Origin of the sequence: Spongiimicrobium sp. 3-5 (assembly GCF_046557915.1) — a bacterium.
Lineage (GTDB): Bacteria > Bacteroidota > Bacteroidia > Flavobacteriales > Flavobacteriaceae > JBHEBG01.
The window spans coordinates 240,920-260,853 of sequence record NZ_JBHEBG010000003.1; the positions used below are offsets into that span (position 1 = coordinate 240,920).

General features: G+C 38.5%; 14 protein-coding genes. 13 read left to right on the top strand and 1 reads right to left on the bottom strand.

Annotated features, from left to right (window positions below; genetic code table 11):
- Positions 1-17 precede the first annotated feature (17 nt).
- From ACEQ81_RS12600 to ACEQ81_RS12660, 13 genes are all read left to right on the top strand, one after another.
- A complete protein-coding gene (locus ACEQ81_RS12600) occupies positions 18-338 on the top strand; it encodes a hypothetical protein (RefSeq protein ID WP_411031257.1) in 321 nt (106 codons plus the stop codon).
- Positions 339-615: 277 nt separating this feature from the next.
- Positions 616-1,329 (top strand): hypothetical protein, encoded by a 714-nt coding sequence (locus ACEQ81_RS12605; protein WP_411031258.1) that lies wholly within the window; start codon positions 616-618, stop codon positions 1,327-1,329.
- Positions 1,329-3,209, top strand: coding sequence for a sensor histidine kinase (locus tag ACEQ81_RS12610; RefSeq protein WP_411031259.1), 1,881 nt, complete (start codon positions 1,329-1,331; stop codon positions 3,207-3,209). The genes ACEQ81_RS12605 and ACEQ81_RS12610 overlap by 1 nt, the downstream gene beginning before the upstream one ends.
- Entirely contained in the window at positions 3,206-3,820 is a 615-nt protein-coding gene (locus tag ACEQ81_RS12615) for a response regulator (protein ID WP_411031260.1), read from the top strand. Before ACEQ81_RS12610 ends, ACEQ81_RS12615 begins: the two co-directional genes overlap by 4 nt.
- A 157-nt stretch (positions 3,821-3,977) precedes the next feature.
- A complete protein-coding gene (locus tag ACEQ81_RS12620) occupies positions 3,978-4,730 on the top strand; it encodes a hypothetical protein (protein WP_411031261.1) in 753 nt (250 codons plus the stop codon).
- Between the two features lie 103 nt (positions 4,731-4,833).
- A complete protein-coding gene (locus ACEQ81_RS12625) occupies positions 4,834-5,748 on the top strand; it encodes a hypothetical protein (RefSeq protein WP_411031262.1) in 915 nt (304 codons plus the stop codon).
- Between the two features lie 855 nt (positions 5,749-6,603).
- Positions 6,604-7,206, top strand: a complete 603-nt coding sequence (locus ACEQ81_RS12630; protein ID WP_411031263.1) for an RNA polymerase sigma factor — start codon at positions 6,604-6,606, stop codon at positions 7,204-7,206.
- Between the two features lie 125 nt (positions 7,207-7,331).
- A complete protein-coding gene (locus ACEQ81_RS12635) occupies positions 7,332-8,387 on the top strand; it encodes a FecR family protein (protein ID WP_411031264.1) in 1,056 nt (351 codons plus the stop codon).
- Between the two features lie 125 nt (positions 8,388-8,512).
- The gene (locus ACEQ81_RS12640; RefSeq protein WP_411031265.1) at positions 8,513-12,094 is read left to right on the top strand and encodes a SusC/RagA family TonB-linked outer membrane protein; all 3,582 of its coding nucleotides are present in this window, start codon (positions 8,513-8,515) and stop codon (positions 12,092-12,094) included.
- Positions 12,095-12,116: 22 nt separating this feature from the next.
- Positions 12,117-13,850, top strand: a complete 1,734-nt coding sequence (locus tag ACEQ81_RS12645; protein WP_411031266.1) for a RagB/SusD family nutrient uptake outer membrane protein — start codon at positions 12,117-12,119, stop codon at positions 13,848-13,850.
- Between the two features lie 42 nt (positions 13,851-13,892).
- Positions 13,893-15,413 carry a PQQ-binding-like beta-propeller repeat protein gene (locus tag ACEQ81_RS12650; protein WP_411031267.1) on the top strand — a complete coding sequence of 507 codons (1,521 nt, stop codon included), beginning with the start codon at positions 13,893-13,895 and terminating at the stop codon, positions 15,411-15,413.
- A gap of 61 nt (positions 15,414-15,474) precedes the next feature.
- Positions 15,475-17,313: an FG-GAP-like repeat-containing protein gene (locus tag ACEQ81_RS12655; RefSeq protein ID WP_411031268.1), complete on the top strand. Its 1,839-nt coding sequence runs from the start codon at positions 15,475-15,477 to the stop codon at positions 17,311-17,313.
- 127 nt (positions 17,314-17,440) lie between these two features.
- Positions 17,441-18,247 carry an endonuclease/exonuclease/phosphatase family protein gene (locus tag ACEQ81_RS12660; RefSeq protein WP_411031269.1) on the top strand — a complete coding sequence of 269 codons (807 nt, stop codon included), beginning with the start codon at positions 17,441-17,443 and terminating at the stop codon, positions 18,245-18,247.
- A 285-nt stretch (positions 18,248-18,532) separates the two neighbouring features.
- Here ACEQ81_RS12660 and ACEQ81_RS12665 read toward each other — a convergent pair whose 3' ends face one another.
- On the bottom strand, positions 18,533-19,927 hold the full coding sequence (locus tag ACEQ81_RS12665) for a c-type cytochrome domain-containing protein (protein WP_411031270.1): 1,395 nt from the start codon (positions 19,925-19,927) through the stop codon (positions 18,533-18,535).
- Positions 19,928-19,934: the final 7 nt, after the last annotated feature.

The following is a 19,934-nucleotide window of genomic DNA, read 5'->3' on the forward strand; positions in this document are numbered from 1 at the left end:
ATTTAAAAAAAGTTAATATGCTGATCTGGTCCGGAAGAGGTTTTCTCGTAGTTGTAGTGCTCGTGGGATTGATTGTAATTTCGGAATATTTACTTCCCAAGCAATATTCTGATTATGGTTTTATCATAGCATTCTTTGGTACGGCAGTATTTAGCTGGTATTTTGGAATTAGATGGAACAATAAAAATGCCCGAGCAGTAATAGATAAGGAAACCGGAAAAGAATTCTTGCTAAAAAACAATCACAGCCTTTTTTGGATTAAAATGCAATATTGGGCCATTGTTTTTGGGTTTTTAGGAACCATTACGGCGTTGCAAATTGTTTCCGAGTCTGTATAAATATATAATTCCGCTTCCAATTTAGGAATGCGGACAACCTGCTTATTTAGCCCATTTGGATAAAAATTGTATTCCTTTAAGCGATGCCTTAACCGCTTTTTAGTTGTTACTTCTAGTCACTCAGGTTCAATAGATTAGAAATTTAAACAACTACATAATAACCTTATAAATTCTATGGTTTTTCTACAGTCCTATTAGGGGATTTATTGCTAAATTAAGGTTTTTTCCCACCCCAAAATTTTATAGATCTTCCTATACGTTTGCCAAATTGCATACCGTGAAAATACCTATGAATGGGGATTATCCGGTATGGATGGCCTTATTACTTTTGAGTTTAACACTAAAAATTAATAACACTATGCAAAACTTTGAAGATCAAGAATTAGGAACATCGGTAAATTTGGGTTACGGGCAAGCCGATAAAGAATCTGTATATCATTTCCTCTACGGTTCCGAACTCTATGGAACTCTATTTGGTGTTTTCGGAAGGTTTCACTTTGATAGGTCGGCGGATGGGGATTTATGCCGCATTAAAAAGGTTTCCTTAAAACTTTTAAACTACCGAGGAAACGTCAACATAGGTTTTTCTAGGCACTCACCATATTATGACGGGGAGAAAAATGTTTATTTTGGGGTAAAGGGTACTAGAAAAAGTTATAAAAATAAGTATAGCTTTAAAAGCCCCATAGAAATTAAAAAAGGAGAGCGTTTTCCATTAGTATTTAATCGAATATTATACCCACTACCCGGCTTTAATTTTAATGTAGGTAAATGGAATTCATCTGATTATTCAGAACCTATCGAAGGGGATATTCCTAGGACCAGGGTTTTCGATTCTGAGTTTTATTACAGAAATGGAATCGATCACTATAAACGCATTTTAAGGCCTGGAATGGTGGGGTATGACGGATTGAGTATTGAAAGTCTAGAGGAGGGCCAACAGTTTCCCTCACCAAGATGTCATCATAGCTTTGTGAACCTGTTTTTTTAATGCGAAAAGTTGCTAATCTTATTATGCTATTGCTGCCTTGGATGCTCTTGTCTTCACAACCTGAAAGCATAAAATCCTTTTTTTATCATTTAAAGCAACTGGAATTTGAAAAGGCAAAAATGGTTTCCTATCAGTTGGAAGATACCACCGTGCGCAATGAGTTGGAGCGTCTTGCCGAAATTCTATACTATGAGGGGCAAAAAGAACGGGACTATTTTCAACTGGTGTTAGTAAGCAACAGAGAAACCGAAAGTAAAGAGTTATCCGTCATTCGATCATTGCAAAAAGGATATCTGGACCTGTTCTATAACAGGGCACAAGGATCGGCCTATAGGGAATTTTATGCTGCATATCAGATGGCCAATGATTTAAATAAACCTTTTTTGATCAAAGCCTGTCTTTTGGCTTTTTTCAAATATCATAATTACGAATTCGCTCAAAATAGTGATTCCTATAAGGCCTATTTGGAACATTTTAAAAAAATATCAAGTGATTCCATGGATGAAATTTGGGTGTCGATTTACGAAATGATCTTTTGGTCCAAATCCTTTGTGGAATTTGACGAAGATTATTTCGAAGTGGCCAAAAAGCTGGACCGTTTTGAGAATGAGGTAAATATAAATAGCCCAGTGCTGGCCAATATCTACTATGAAAAAGCTTTGATGTTGGATATCCAAGGAGAAATAGAAAGTGCTTCGGAGTATTACAAAAAAACTATCTTTTTGGCAAAGGGCTATCCCTTTCATAAGAGTTTGGCTTTTTTTTCCTCAATCAAGCTAATGATGTTGGAAACCAAGAGAAAAAATTTTCAAAGAGCCAATCAATTTTTGGAATCGGCCCAAGAGCATATCAACACGGCCGATCCCTTGAGGTCGGATTATTATCTAAACCTTAATAGTGCCTTTTTTCATAGGGAACAGGAAGAAAAGAATATTCCCTATGATTTTTTGTTGGCCGCATACCGTCAGGAATTTGAGCTGGATTTTAGAAGGAATACACTGGAAATAAACAGATTGAATGTGGTTTTGGAAAATGAAAAACAACTCAAGGAAAACCTACAGTTAAGGAACAAGAATCTTCAGGCCGAAGCGGAGAACGACCGAAATCGTGGTCTATTGGTCGCATCGCTTATATCACTTATTTTAATTGCATCATTAGCGGTTCTCTTGCACAAAAACACTTCTAAAAAGCGAAAACTGGCCGAGCAACGGCAGGTATTGGAAAAACAAAAAGTGGAAACCTTGCTCAAAGAACAAGAATTAGTCAGTATCGACGCTATGATTGCTGGCCAAGAAAAAGAAAGGCAGCGCGTAGCCAATGAGCTGCACGACGATCTTGGGAGTTTAATGGCCACGGTAAAATTGCATTTTGAAAATATTAATACGGCCAAAGACGATGATTCCCTAAACAATGCAAGCGAATTGTTAGAGAAGGCCTATCAAAAAATAAGAGGGTTGGCACATTCCAAAAATTCTGGGGTAATGGCAAACCAAGGGTTGGTGCCGGCAGTTAGAAAGATGGCCAAAACTATCTCGGAAGCTAACAAGATTAAATTGGACGTTACGGATTTTGGTCTGCAAGATCGCATGGAGAACTCTACAGAGCTCATAATTTTTCGGATTGTCCAAGAATTGGTCACCAATGTAATAAAACATTCAAAAGCGACTAAAGCAGCTATAAACCTAACGCAACACGAAGATATTTTGAACATTGTGGTAGAGGACAACGGAACGGGATTCAACACCTCTACGATTAAACATTCTGGTGAAGGTATGGGGTTGCACAATATTGAAAAACGTATAGAACATTTGGAAGGTAGCTTTACCATAGACAGTGTTGCAGACAAGGGAACCTCGATCATTATAGATATACCGATATGATAACTGTAGTTTTAGCGGAAGACCACCAAGCGCTTATAGATGGCATAAGATCCTATCTAGAAACCGAGGATGACATTAAGATCGTGGGGCACGCCAATGACGGGGAAGCGTTATTGGAAATGGTCAAAAAGAAATCGCCCACATTGGTCCTTTGTGATATCCGTATGCCGAAAATAGACGGAATTGCTGCTGCCAGAATCATTAAAAAGCAATATCCCGGTACAAAGGTCATTGCCTTTACCATGTTTGATCAGGAAAATGCCATTGCCCAAATGTTGGATGCAGGTGTTGCGGGGTATATCTTAAAGAATTCTTCAATGCAAGTGGTGCTAGAGGCTATACGGGTGGTTGGCCAAGGAAAAACATACTTTGATAAGAAAATTCACCTTCCGTTTGCAACCAAGAATAAATCCAAAAGTATATTGTCCGCTCGCGAACAGGAAATCTTGGGACTTATAAGCCGCGGAAAGACCTCCTATGAAATTGCGGACCAACTTTTTATTGGGAAGACCACGGTAGATACCCATCGTAAGAACATGATTCGCAAATTGGGGTTGAGCGGTGCCGGTGAATTGTTACGGTACGCGCTGGAGAAAAAATACGATTTTTAGAAAAAAAGCTCGTGTACATGGCAAAAATCCCCACTAATGGGGATTTTTTTTTGTACCTGCCCATGGTAGCTTTGACAAAGACCAAGCATTGGGAAATGAAGCAACAGACCTTCCCAATTCCGATGCCTTTTTACAAAAACAACTAAAAACCTTTCAAATGAAAAAAACAATCTTTATTGCCGTTGTTTCACTGATAATCTACGGATGTGGGGAAACTGAAAACAAAAATGCGAATCAGGAAAATCCTGAGGAGTTTATGGTGGGAGACAGAATGTACGTTATAGATACATTGGCCCTACTTCCCGAAGACCACAGTTTTATAGAAAACTTTAGCCCAAATCAGTTATATGAGGAATTTAGTTTGGCCATGGCTACGGATAGTCTTAAGGCAAACAAAATGGCAGCCTTGGACCGTGATGATTGCGGTAATATTCCCACTAATTTGGCAGCCTTGGACGGTGGCATAGAGCGGTATGTACTAAAGTACAACAGGAGTGCTGGCGTTAATCTGGAAATTTTTGGTCATAAGGGAGGCTTGGAAAGAAAAGATGTGCTTATAGTGTCCGATTTTGTGCAACGCAAAAAAATAGTTTGCAGCTCTTCTGAAACCAGAACTTATGGGGTAGGCGTACGGTTGGTTATACACGTTAAAAACCGTAAAAAGAGTATTAACCTGTCGTTGCCAAAACTTGCTGCCAACGTTGAGTTGGAAAGGGCCAGGGCAAGTTTTAAACTTACTACTATAGGTATAACCGGGCCCAAAATAATAGACCTGTTGCCATCCTCGGATAGTTTTGATGTGGAAAATTATAAAGAGGTCATGAATGCCGTGGACTCTATTATTGGAGTGATAAAGGACGATCAAGAAGGCGTAATTATAAAGCCTACCCTGCTTCCTAACTTAAACTGAATCTAGAGCTTTGGAATGCTCTTCTAACAATCATAAAGGATCTTTGCCCTTTGCCAGGGGTAATGGAGCAAGGTTCACATTTGACCAGTTAAATTATTACAGTATGAGAACACTGCTAGTTTTAATTTTTGTATTCATGGTTGGATCATGGGTGCAATCTCAGGAAAATCTAAATCTTAAAACCATCTATTATGTTGAAAAGTGCTATGGCCCTAAATGTCTTAAAACATCTAAGACAATCAAGAAAACTATTTTAAAAAAGGGTGATGAGGTTGAGGGCTGGCAAAAAGTCAAAATAGGCGAAGTAGAAACTACAATAAAAAAGAAGTTTAAGGTTGATAAAGATGTTACGACTGGCATATCAAATATAGTTTTGGTCGATGAATGGCCCCTGCAAGCAAAGGCATTTGTAAGATTTAAGGAAGACAAACTATATGTTAATCGGTATTTGATATTTGATGAAAATGGAGAGGACGAGCATAGGGATGGTACGTATTTTTTCAAATTCAAAAATAGGGAGACCATATCCCTAAACCACAGAGGTGTTTATTTGTCCGCTTTGACCATACCAATAAAGTACAGGCCACCTTTAACCGATAAGGAAGGCAATAAAATAAAAGAAGAATTTGTTGCGGATTTCAACGCCAATTTGTTTTTATCTACTACTATTTGGGGAAAGACCAACTTTACGTACCTCAAAAATGTGGATAATAGTATTCGTGATCACAGTTTAAGGATAGGTGGTTTTATAGGAGGTTCTTCTATTAAGCTAAATCCGGGCAATACTGAAAATGCGCCTAACGGAAGGGCACTCCAGGCGGGACAAGAAATTACCAAAGGCCTTTTCTCGTTTGGCGGCGGCCTTACCTATACTTATAACACCATAGGAGTAGGTGCATTTATAGGATGGGATTTGGCAGTTGGAAGAGGCAGCAATATTTGGGACTATGATGGCGCTCCTTGGCTAGGTTTATCCCTTGGGGTGGATTTATTAAAAATAGGCAGGGGAACAAACTAGACCAATCTTAGTAGGTTTATGGAAAACTAGAAAATGTCGAATAGTGCTGTTTATTTATTCAGCTCTGGAAATCTTTAAAATTTTGGAAATTCCCTTGTTGAGGTTGATAAATTTTTAAATGAATGTCCGGGAGCATTCGTTTAACACTGATCAACTTTTTTTTATTCAAAAGTTACCCTCTCATTTTATCCAAAAACTCCCCTTTCTCAAAGGGCATACGTTTCGCGGCCAGTTCTAAAACAGTTTGGATATGTAGGCTGGGTTCTGTTACCGAGCCTTATTCACAGTTTGGCTCTCCTGAGTCGGGTTACAAAACCACATGCTCTATGAGGACAAGTCCAGTAGAGCCATTTTAAGTATTACATCCTATAAGTTCTTCAATAAGGTAAATGACCCTAATTCAGCCAAATACTATAAGTTTTTTTTGAAATTATTAGAAAGGAAACCACGAGTATAAACGGTGGACATAACCTAAATTTCGATACTCGAATTACCAGAGGGGAACGAGAAATTTCCAAAATTAGAGCCGACGTTTCCATTCGCGTGAAACAAGGAGAGTTCATTGTTTTTGCTCATGGAAATAAAAGAAATGTTCGTTTTAAGCATCAACTATCAGTGGAGATTTTTCAAACTTTTCTTTAATGGATTGCGATCTAAACGCTATGAGAATTTATAATGTAACAGGAAAAATTAGTTTGTTGAATTCACCTGTATTTGTAGATGAATGATACTTTAAGAATTTGTTACCTTTCTATTAAAAAGGCCTGAATATTGACTACCCGTTAACTAATACAAGCAATAATTTAGAAAAAATGAATAATTTAGCTGCTCTACCTATGGATAGAATTTTAAATAATGAGTAATCTTAGGCAAGATAGTGTTAAGCTTTTAGTGCTGGAATTGCAGAAGGGTAACGAAAAAGCCTTTCAAGCTCTCTATGACCGCTATCATAATAAGTTATATCATTACATTCTACAGTATGTTAAATCTGTCCACACAGCTGAAGAATTAGTTCAGGAAGCCTTCATCAAAATATGGTTGAAAAGAGCGGAACTAAATGAGAAAAAAGATTTCGCATCATTTTTATTTGTAATGACCCGCAATATGATTTATGATCATTTACGTAAAGCGGCTGTAGATAATTCATTGCGGAAAACCTATTACGAGTTTAAAGAACATGTAAACAACAAAACCCCAGATGATATACAAATGAAAGAGTATGAAAGGGTTTTGGATAATATAATTGAAGAACTGCCAAAGCAGAAACAAAAAATATACATTTTATCGAGAAAAGAAGGTAAAAACAATCAAGAGATAGCCGAAATTCTTGGGATAAGCTCCAAAACCGTAAAAAATAACCTTTGGGAGACGTTAAAAATAATTAAAGAACAATTACAACCTCTATTTAAGTTTAAAATTCCACTTGTTATTTTTATTCTCGAAGTTCTTCATCACTAATTACATTCCTTCTGTATTCCAGGTTTTAATACTGAAATGTTAAAAGTTTAATTTTTACGGGACTTTTGTCCTTTAGAAACGTACTCCTATAAAAGTGCCTAAGCACTACTAGAAGATAAATTATTATGGGTACGTCTGAACATACAATCAAAGACTTACTTTTTAAGTACACTAAGAATACCATTTCAGAGAAAGAGCTGGGTATATTGCATGCGTTACTGAAAGATGGAATGACCGAGGATGAAGTAAAAAAAGTACTAGATCAGCATTGGATAACCTTAGAAGACGAGGAAACTGATATTGAAAGTATTTTACCAGAAGTTTTTTTCGAAAAAATTCTTGAAAAAGCCAAGGATAGAGAACAGATTGCCATAAGAAAACGAACAAGTTGGTCTTCGTTGTCCAGAATTGCTGCGGTCTTTATTGGTTTAATGGCAATTGGGGGATTATTCTATTTCAGCTTGGATACCAATACCCCTACCAATTTAATATCCGAGTATACGGGAATTGGGGAACAGAAAACAATTTCTTTACCAGATGGATCAAAAGTTACTCTTAATGTAGCCTCTCAATTAACCTATCCTGAAACATTTAATGATACCATAAGGGAAATATTCTTAACAGGAGAAGCGTTTTTTGAGGTTGCCAGAAATGAACAACAGCCTTTTGTTATAAGAAGCCGGGATATGGAAACAAGGGTGTTGGGGACATCTTTTAATGTAAAAGCTTATCAGAATGATGAACAGATACAGGTTTCGGTTGCAACTGGCAAAGTAAAGGTAAGCAGAGAAATCAATAAACCTTCCCGTTTAAATGGAATGATTCTTCAGCCTGGAGAGCAAGCGGTTTACGATACCGATACCGGTAATTTTACAAAGCAATATGTAGATGCCGATATGTTAACATCATGGAGAGATGGGGTCTTAATTTTTGAAAAGATCACCGTGAGGGATGCCATAAAAACAATGGAAAGATGGTATGATGTGGATATAGAATTGGACAACTACGCCATAGCCGATTGTATAATAAGAAGTAAACTGGATAATGCAGACCTTGAAGACGTACTGGAGACATTAAAGTTTATTTTAAATATTGAGTATGAACAAATAGATGGAAAAGTAGTACTTAAAGGAGGAGCCTGTAGCTCCAATACATTAAAAACGCCAAAAAACTTAAACTAACACTCTAAAACAGCAACATATGACATAAAGAAAAAAAGCCCCCCAACTCCTGTTGTCGCATTAGTTCAGAGGGCATAAAGATTAAACAAAACCAAACGAAGTTTCATTTAAATCTATTCAAAATTATGAAAAATAAACCATTTAAGGTTTGTTCTATACTCTGCTTGAAAACATTTATTTTATGCATATGGATGTGTACGTTGGGGCTTTTTGCCTTCAACGGCAGTGCTCAGGGCATTGATGATGTTAATATATCATTAAATGTGAAAGATGCAACTGTAAAATATCTTTTGCATACAATAGAACAAAAAACCCCTTTTACATTTGCTTATCAAGAAAGCTTGGTTTCAGGGATTTCCAAAAAGGTTTCCATTAAGGCCAATGAACAATCAGTAGCAAGTGTTCTAAATTATATCTCTGGCATTACCAATTTATCTTTTAAACAGGTCAATGTCAACACCATAGCCATCAATCTTATAGCCGATAATCGTTCCTTATTTAATCCAGGTCCGAAATCCATGGCCCAAACCCAAATTAAGGGTAGGGTTTCAGATGGTATTGGTCAACCCCTGCCAGGAGCAAATGTCGTTGAAAAAGGCACTTCTAATGGCACGCAGACCGATTTTGACGGAAATTTTTCAATAAATGTCAATAATGAAAATGCTGTCTTGGTTATTTCTTATCTAGGGTTTTTAACTAGAGAAATTCCATTAAACGGACAGACGAACATTACGGTTTCCCTACAAGAAGACGCGGCTGGTCTGGATGAAGTTGTGGTGATCGGATTTGGAACCATAAAAAAGGCTAACCTTACCGGCTCGGTAGACCAGTTGGACGTTGATGGACTGGGAATTCGCCCCAATAGTAGTGTAATTGCCTCTTTGCAAGGAACTTTGCCCGGCTTGGTTGTGCAAAACAACAACGGAGATCCAAGACAAAATGCTGAAATCAATGTTAGGGGTTTCAATTCCATAAATGGTGGGTCTCCACTTGTCTTGATAGACGGAATAGCAGGGAATATAAACTTGTTAAACCCAAATGATATAGAAAGCGTTACCGTACTTAAAGACGCCGGTTCTGCCGCCATTTATGGTGCAAGAGCGGCTTTTGGAGTGATTTTGGTAACTACGAAAAAAGGGAAGGAAGGTAAAGTCCAAATCAACTACTCAAATACGTTGGCGGTAACTAGTACAGCTGCTAGAACAGATTATATTTCAGATCCTGTGTTATATGGAAGAACGATCGACGCGGCACAGGGAGGGTTCAATGGAACAACTTTGACAGGCTACACCAGCGAGGAGGATTGGAGAAGATTACAGGAGGTGGCCAGCGGAAGAGTTTTACCGTATAGAGAGTTACAGGCCAACGGCACGTTCAAATTTTATGACGACACCGATTGGCACGAGTATCTTTTCAAAAAATCCGTAATATCCAAAATTCATAATATTTCAATTTCGGGTGGTTCAGAAAAACTAAAAACCTATCTCTCCGGAAGGGTTTTTAATACAGGGACAGTTCAAAGATTAAGGGATGAGGAGGTCAATAGATACAACCTCAAAGCAAATCTATCGCTTAAACTTAACGATTGGCTCGAAATCTCTAGCGATACACAATATAATTCCGGAAACCAGATAGAATATGGGGGAAGAGATAGAGGATGGGGTTTAAACTGGACTTATGCGAACAATTACTTGCATGCTTTTCACCCCACCGAAATTGATGGTATTCCGTATGACAACAGAGGTCAGAGTACCCATGCTTCAATAATTGCCGGGCAAAGTTTTGAGGACTATGATTACAAGCAGTTGGTGAACATGTTGAGTGCTAAAATCACTCCTTTCAATAATCTAAGTATCAATATTGACTACAGTAAAAGATTTACCAACGAGAATTTTAAGAGAAGACTAAATCCGTTTCAGTACTTGATTGGTCCCAATACAGAATTACGCACAACAGGTTTGAATAGACTTACCGAAGAAGATACTGAAAGTATTTACAATGTGCTTAATGTTTATTCAACGGTTGAGGCTTCCATCTCCGAAAAGCATAATTTTAAGTTGCTGGTGGGCTACAATCAGGAAGATTTTGATGAAGAAGCTGTTACAGCGGAACAGGGTGAACTTTTTGATCCGAACTTTTCAAATTTAAACCTGGGAACAGAGTTATTGCAAATTGATGGTTCTACAAGTAGGTGGGCCGTCCAAGGTGTTTTCGGTCGGTTTAATTATGATTTTGACAAGAAATATTTACTCGAGATAAATGCCAGGTATGATGGGTCTTCCCGCTTTCCGGAAGAAAGTAGATTTGGATTTTTCCCGTCGGCATCCGCAGGTTGGCATGTTAGCCGAGAAGGGTTCTGGAAACCATTGGAAAATGCAATAAGTAATTTCAAGATTAGGGGCTCTTTTGGGGAATTGGGAAATCAAAATGTTGGACTTTATACTTTTTCACAACTTTTGGCCATAGGGAGAACCAATTGGTTAACAAAAGATGCGCCTTTAAATTTTGCCGGAGCTCCTTCCCCGCTACCCAGTGTGGTTACATGGGAGAGAACATTAACCACAAATCTTGGGCTCGATTTAAGTTTCTTCAACAATAAGCTTAGTGCTACTCTAGACGTATTTCAAAAACAAGTTAAGGATATGTACTTGCCAGGAGAACCCTTGCCCAGCGTTTTTGGTGCGGCAGAACCTAGGGAAAACAACGCAGATTTAGAAGTAAAAGGTTTTGAACTCTCGGTAGGCTACAATGATAGTTTTATAGTAGGTGAAAGTCCCTTAAATCTTAGGGTAACAGCCAGTTTGACCAATTCGACAGGACGTATAACCAAGTACTCCAATCCCAATGGTATTTTGAGCTCTTTTTATGAGGGGCAACGCCTAGGTGATATTTGGGGCTACCGTGTAGACGGGCAATTTCAGTCAGATCAGGAAGCTGCAGCATATCAAGACCAATTTGAAAATCCATCAGTGAACCTGGGTCAGGTATACAATTTCGCCCAGAATGTAACACAAAACAGTGATTGGCAAGGGTTGAGGGCAGGAGATTTAAAATATCTTGATGTGGATGGCGATGGAGAAATAAGCAGAGCGGAAAATACGCTTCAAGATCCTGGTGATCTCCAGGTGATCGGAAACGGAATGCCAAGATTCCCTTTTGGATTTACAATCGGTGCAGATTGGAAAGGGATAGACCTTTTTATCCAAGGTGCCGGGGTAGGTTCTCAAGATTGGTACCCACGAGGAAGACTTTATTGGGGAACATATGAACGCCCTTACGTAGCATTTATAAGGAAAGATTTGGTTGCCCAAGCCTGGAGCCCAGAAAATCCAAATGGAAAATTTCCACAAATAAACAGGGGATATACCGCTTTGTCATCCAATAGGCAGTTAAGTGCTATAAATGATCATTTTCTTACCAATCTAGGTTATTTAAGGATAAAAAATCTTACGCTGGGGTACACCCTACCGGTAAATATCACCCAAAAAGTTGGGATTGACAGATTTCGATTGTTTTTGAGTGGAGAGAACATCTTTACCTTCAGTTTTGGAGGTTTAACCCGCTACATAGATCCCGAACAAGCTGGATCGGGAATTAGTTTATCAAATCCCAATGGAGCATTTCCAAATACCTCAAGAGATAGGAATGCCGTTGAAGACTATCCTTTGGGAAAGACAATTTCTTTGGGCTTGGACATCACTTTATAAACATTTAAAAATGAATTTTCAAATGAAAACGATATATCCAATAATAGTACTGGTATTAGTGTTGGTTACCGGTTGTGAAAAAGATTATCTGGACAGGCCACCTGGACATTTGATCGAAGCTTCTGATTTTTTCCGTACGGAAGCTCAACTAGTATCATACACTAACGGATTTTACGACATGTTTCCTGGACAAAGTGTTTATGAAGACGATGCCGCATCCGATAATATTATTCCCTTGGCCTTGGCAGAAAGAGTAAGGGGTGCTCGCATAGTCCCTGTGGATAGGGGAAGCGGGGGATGGTCTTGGGATGATCTTCGCAGCATCAATTTCTTTCTAGAAAATGTTAAAAAAGTAAATGATGAAGCCCTGGTAAAAAGATATTCCGGTATCGCCAAGTTTTTTAGAGCTCAATTCTATTTCAGCAAAGTAAGGAGGTTTGGCGATGTTCCTTGGTACGATACCGTTTTGGATGCGGATGATGAGAATCTTTTTAAAGCAAGGGATTCAAGAAAGTTTGTAATGGATAAGGTATTGGAAGATATTGATGAGGCAATTTCAAGTTTACCGTCCGAAATAGAGCTGAACATAGTAACAAGATACACCGCGCTTGCATTGAAAGCCAGAATGTTTCTTTTTGAAGGAACTTTTAGAAAGTATCACGGTTTGGGAGATTTTGAAAATTATCTTACTGAAGCATCAAATGCAGCAGAGGAATTGATTAATTCAGGGGCATACACATTATACAACAATGGAAACCCTGAAACGTCGTATCGGGAACTATTTGATTTGATTGACCAGAATGCTGTAGAAACCATTTTGGCCAGAGATTTCAATGCAGATTTCATAACACATAATATTGGAAATCTGGCCACTTCACCCACAAATGGTTCGTTTGGGATGCCCAAGGATTTGATCAATTCGTATTTATTGATAGATGGTAGCCGATTTACCGATTTACCCAACTATGATGAAGTTGAATATTTTGATGAAATGCAGAATAGGGATCCTCGTTTGACCCAAACCACGGCAGGACCAAATTTTACCGCATATCTGTCCGAAGTTCCCGAACCGGTGGATTTAAGCGTTACTACCACCGGATATAGGGTAATCAAGAGCATATCTTCAAAGCAACAATGGGGCAATAGAAGTTCTGTCAATGACATAATACTCTTTAGATATGCCGAAACCTTATTGGTCTATGCAGAGGCCAAGGCAGAATTGGGGACCCTTACTCAGGCCGACTTAGATATTTCAATTAACAAACTCAGAGGAAGAGTGGGTATCCCTGACCTTATACTGTCCGACGCAAATTCAGACCCTGACCCTTTCTTAGAGGGTATGTACCCAAATGTGAATAATGGGGCTAACAAGGGTGTTATTTTGGAAATACGACGCGAACGTAGAATAGAACTTTTTATGGAAGGTCAGCGATGGGATGATTTAATGAGATGGAAAGAAGGCAAAAAATTGGAGCAGCCCATGGTAGGGATTTATTTTTCTGGACTAGGCGGGTACGATTTTGATGGTGACGGCGACATAGATGTCTATCTACATGATGGAAACACATCAGGTATACCCGCAGGAACTCCAACAGTGATTAACGTCAATGAAAGGCCTCTAACAAATATAGTTTCGGGCAATCTGGACCCATCCAATCAGCCTAAAATTTTTGATGAAACTAAGGATTATCTCTACCCCATCCCTATAGAAGACCTCAATCTTAATGACAATTTGCAGCAAAACCCGGGCTGGTAACATAATTCAGTAAAACGTAATTCTAAAACTAAAATAACTGCAATGAGAACATATTCTAAAAAACCATGTGTATTCAATACCATGATAGTAATTTTATCCATTCTCTTTTTGAGTTGTAGCTCCGAAAATGATCGTTTTGAACCTATTGAAAAAGTGTTTACTCCGATTATAGAATTTTCCTATTCCCCAGATGTGCTTCGCGCACAACAAGAAATAAATTTTACGGGAAGGTGGGCAACAGGTTCAAGTGTAATTGAGACGTGGCGATGGGATTTTGGTGATGATTTGGCTTCTACCGAAAATACCAAGGATGCGGTCTTTGTATATCCTGAGGAAGGAACGTTTAAAGTTTCTTTGACCGCCACGGATGCGGATGGTGCATCAAGTACAGTATCGCAAGATATAACCGTGATCGAACCACTAAAAAAACCTTTTGAAGCGTCAATTGCGTGGTCATTTTCAAATGAAACTGCAATTCCCAATCCAAACGATGCATCGAAGCCTGCCATAGGTGACGACGGAACTATTTACTATTCAGAAAATTATGCCAATGCAGACAGTAGAATAGTGGCTGTTGAGGATTTGGGAGCTACTGCATCAAAAAAATGGGAAGTATTGCCAGGGTATCGCATACGCCAATCACCCGCTATTGGCCCAAATGGCAATTTATATATTGGATTATGGGCCGTTGATGAGTCAATCGTTCAGGTAAATACTGATTCTGGGAATTTTGTCTACTTCGATGGTGTTGGAGCTGGCATATCCAATTCCACTACAGCAATCGATCAAACAGGAAATATTTATTATGGAACAAGATCGGAAGGAATATTTTCCTTTGATGTTAGCGGTACAGAACGTTGGAACTTCCAATCTTCAACATCAGGAGCCCGCTATTATGCCTCTCCGGCTTTAAGTGCCGACGGTACAATAGTTTATGCTATGATGACCAACGGAGAGATTTATGCAATAAATACCGCTGATGGATCAGCAAAATGGTCGGAGCCATACACTTTTGATGGTGACGGTACGGGAGCTTCCCTGTCCATAGATGCTGATGGAACTATTTATTATACAACTTCTACAGAAGTAGGGGCAATACAGGATAATGGTACAAGTGGTTCAGTTAAATGGAGTTATGCTACAACGGGGGCCAATAGCAGTGGTGTATCAATAGGTCTGGAAAGTACTTTATACGTAGGTACTGCCTCCGGCTTAGTATCGCTTAATGCAACGGATGGTTCTGAAAACTGGACATATGAGACGATCATTGAAGAAAGTGTGCCGGCAGTTGATAATGATGGCAATGTTTATGTAGGTACCAAAGATGGCCTCCTTTTGGTCATTAACTCCGATGGAGAGCTTTTAAAACAATTCAATTTAAGTGATAATATAGTCAACTCCCCATTAATAACAGATGACGGCAATATTTTCGTAGAAGCCTATGACGGTTCAAAGATTACACTACATAAAATTACTGTGATAAATGGCAGTGGTCCTGCAGAAACTGCATGGCCAATGAAGGGACAGAATGGGAAAAATACCGCGAGTGCCATTATACCCTGATTTGACGTATAAAAATCATCCAGCTTAAACCAATAGAATATTAATGTAAAAACTTTTTAAAATGAAAAACAATAAAAGAAAAACTTTGGGCTTAAAATACGTGGCCTTTGCGTTATTGGCTACAACGTACTTTCAGTGTAGTAAAGATTACACCATAGAAGAAAATACCGAACAAACAGAACTTACAAGTAGTGGGCAAGATAATGTAAAACTACTTACACTAAACGTTGGATTTGGGGCAAACAGAGAATATAATTGTGATGAAGAGATTAATCCAACCATCGATAAAATACGCTTTGGAGATTTTGATGGGGATGATAAAATAGATGTTTTCTCAGTTGACGATTGTCAGTGGCGCTATTCATCGGGGGGAGATAGCAATTGGATTAATCTAAATTCCACTTCGGATCACTTAGATGAGTTACGTTTTGGGGATTTTGATGGAGATGGAAAAACCGATGTTTTTTCGAAGAATGGTAGCCAATGGAGGTATTCATGCAGTGGTTCAAGCCTATGGACGAACTTAAATTCCTCAACGGATGCCTTATCCCAACTACGTTTCGGATATTTTGATGGTGATGACAAAACCGATGTTTTTTCATACAATAATGGTGACTGGCGGTTTTCTTCCGGGGGTTCTGGCGCCTGGGAGAACCTTAACACTTCAACGGATCCTTTATCCGAACTACGTTTTGGAGATTTTAATGGTGATGGAAAAACCGATGTTTTTTCATACAATAATGGTGATTGGCGCTACTCTTCCGGAGGAGAAGGTCCGTGGGTAGATATGAGTTCCCCTTCGGTATCTCCAGCATTAGACAATCTACGTTTTGGTGATTTTAATGGAGATGACACAACGGACGTTTTCTCAATCGATAATGACCAATGGCGATATTACAATGCTCAGGATTCATCGTGGGTAAACCTTAACTCTTCAACAAAACCTTTATCGGAACTACGCTTTGAGGATTTTGACGGGGATGGCACAACTGACGTTTTTTCAATATCTTCCGAAAAGGAGTGGCGCTATTCCGATGGGGGAAATGGGCCGTGGGAATATCTCAGTTCCCCGTATTGCCGAAGCTGTGTAAAACCACTTTTTTTAAAGGAGCATTCAGTTAAAAAAATAGCCGATTTCATATATGATGAATTTAATTTCCAAGATCTGGACGGGATAATATGTTTACAGGAGGTAGATACTAACTACAAGTATGATGGAAAAGATGTTTTAGGTCATATAAAAGATAAACTTGGGAATGAGTGGTATTCTGAGTTTTTCAGTCCTGAAAACAGTTCTTATGGAATAGCAATAATAAGTAATATAAGCAATACTAAAAAACAATTGTGGAACCTGCCTCAAGAGGGCAATTCTGAGAAAAGGGGGGCTATAGCGTTAAAGTTTCAACATGAGAACAATCAAGCATGGGTGGTCAATACGCATTTAGGGTTGACAGCCTTAGAGAGAGAACATCAAATAGATACGATCGTAGCTAAATATCAAACATTCACTACAAACGTTCCAGTGACAATAGTAGGGGACTTTAACGTTGCGGATACATATCGGATCGGATCAAATTTTAGACCAAATGGGGACGAAATATCCCATTATAACAATACTATTGGTGATTTAACAAAAGCCGGACTTTCAAAGCTTGAGTATGAATCTTCGGAAACCCATCCAATGACCTTTCATTCATGGAATAGTTTTTCTAAAAGTAAAATATTGGACTACATCTTTTGGAGGGACCCCAACAACAATAAACCAGAGGTTTCAAACCTTTCACCAGGTCCTTTCGATGCCGATGAAAGTAAGTGTCTGTGCCCAGGTACAAATCCGGCAAATAGGTATTTGACCGACCATAATGGGGTAGTGTTGGATTATAATATTTTTGGATTATAATTTTCTATGTTGCTGATTTATTGAACTAGTTCCCATTTATTTTAATTAGAAGGATTCCTCGCAGCTTGTTGCGAGGAAGTTCTTTTATTGTTCAAAACAGAAAAATGATAACAGATAACATTTTAGTATGATAGGTAAGATTTATTATAAGTTGCCTGGGTTTATTGTTCTATTGGCACTATTATGTCAGGCCTGTAGTTCGCCGCCTAAAAATGAAGAGGAATTAAATTTAAGATTCATGTCCTTTAATATTCATTATGGTTACACGGAAGAGGGAATTTTTGATTTGAGCAAGGCTGCCAAGCAGATTGTAAAATTAGATCCAGATATAGTTGCTCTACAGGAAGTAGACGTTTTAACCAATAGATCAAAATTGACCGATATTCCGAAAGAGCTTGGTAAAATGACCGGCCTTAACCCTGTCTTTGGTAAGGCCATTGATTATGACGGTGGTGCCTATGGATTGGCCGTCCTAACAAAGTATCCCATTATAAACACGAAGATCCATAAATTGCCAAACAGTGGTGAAGCCGAACAGCGAATTGCGCTTGAAGTTATATTGCAACCCGATGAAAACAGTAGCATAAGAATAGTAAGCACTCATTTGGATTATACAAATGACGCGTTGATATTATTGCAATCCAAGACTGTCAATGCACTTTTTTCCGATGGGACCCCCACTATTTTAGCAGGCGATCTTAATCAAACCCCCGATAGTCCAGGAGTGAAAGTGTTAAAAGAAAATTGGCAACCGGTATTTGATGCCAGTCAAAACACGTTTCCCGCAGATAATCCAACTAAGAAAATAGATTATATGCTTTTGCACCCGTATAATAGCTGGAAAGTTGATAATGCACGGATAGCTGCCAGTAATGGTGCTTCCGATCACCTACCAATGGTGGCCACTGTAACGCTTACAACGCAGAAGCAATAAGCCCATACAATAAATACAGCAATACGATATATCAATTTGGCTGCTTTGCTAATGAATAATCAATTGCAAATTATGGTAGATAAGAAATTTTATAGTTAGTGGTTTAGTTAGTTTTGGCGCGGTGTTAATGCCGCGCCTTTTCTAAAATTTTTCACTTAGGCAGTATAGGAGGGCTTTTAAAAATTGCAATCTGACTTTTGTCTCATGGGCTTTCGAATCCCGGAGGCAAAACGAAAAAAAACCACCGAAAGGTGGCTTAATCAGAGATACCATTACTTTTTATAATTAAAATATGATACTGTCCCTATCAACCGCTGGTAGGTTATAGTTACCATATTCAACTTGTATTTTACCTTGGTCAATCAGCTCCACTCCCTTCTTACCCAAATTTGGCTTAAAAATATATATTCTTTCCAGCTTTTTAAAACCTGTCAACTTGTCCAAGTATTCTTCTTTGAATTTGGAATAGGACAGATTTATGGTTTTTAGATGCTCCAATGACCTTAGCAGGACTATTTGTTCCCCAGTAATCCTAGTGTTGTCCAGTTTTAAAATAGTTAAGTTCGGTAAGTTTAAAATATCCTTAAAAATACTGTCTGTTACCTGCGTGTTACCAAGGTCTAGAATTGCTATTTGTTGCGCAATGGAATGTAGGACTTGAAAGTCGGAATCACTAAAACTCGGCTTGTTCAATGCGGAAACCTTTAAAAAAGATGTGCTTTCACTTATGGGCTCTATATAAAGTCCCGAGCTTTTGACAAGATGGATGCTATCTTGTGGTGCGGAGGCAATCTCAATATCCGGATAATCCGTATTTATCGTTTTAGGAAAAAAGGGAAGAAAAAGCGATTTTTCCAATCCTAACTCCCCAATGGTCTTGTCAAAGGGATGGCCATTTTCTATCCAAACACGAATAAGTGCTATAGCTTCTTTAGAAGGTTGTGTTTTCCCATCCGGTGGCATATGATTATCGTCTTCTTTTGGAAGTTCCAATCTAATGAAGAGTTCACTCTTACTCGGAGCGCCTGCGGTTATAACGGTACCATGTTCACCTCCTTTTAATATGTTCTTACTGGTGTTTAAAAGTAATTCACCCTTTGTCTTTTTAGGGTTATGACAACTTATGCAATTATTGTTTAGAATAGGATGTATTACATCGGTATACAAAATTGCGGTTTCCCAATTCTCATCGGTAAGCACTATTTTCTTCTTTTCAAAAATTTCATACCCCAACGCAGATTTTATGGAATTTGGCAAAGGCTCCACCAAGTATTCTTCCCCATGGGTAATGCTACCTCCTTGGTGGCCAGTAACTGAAATCAATATGAAAAACAGAACCGATAAAGCTAGTACGGGAATTTTGGAAAGAAAGGTCAATATTGAAAGGCCTTTTAATCTTGCCCACATTACAAAAGAAAAAAGTGCGGTTACTATTCCTGACCATAGGTGCAATTTAACCGAATCAAAGGAATAGCCTTCTCCTAAATATTGCAGATATCCTGTTATACAGGCGAAAATAGCGAAGAATCCTGCCCAAAGATAAATTAGGGATATAACCTTATTATATGCTTTTTTATTTCGGTCATGCACCTGTAACAGTAAACCTAGGATAATGAATCCTATGGGTAAATGCACAATAAGTGGGTGTAACCTTCCTAAAAGCTGTTCAAAAATATCCATGTTCCTA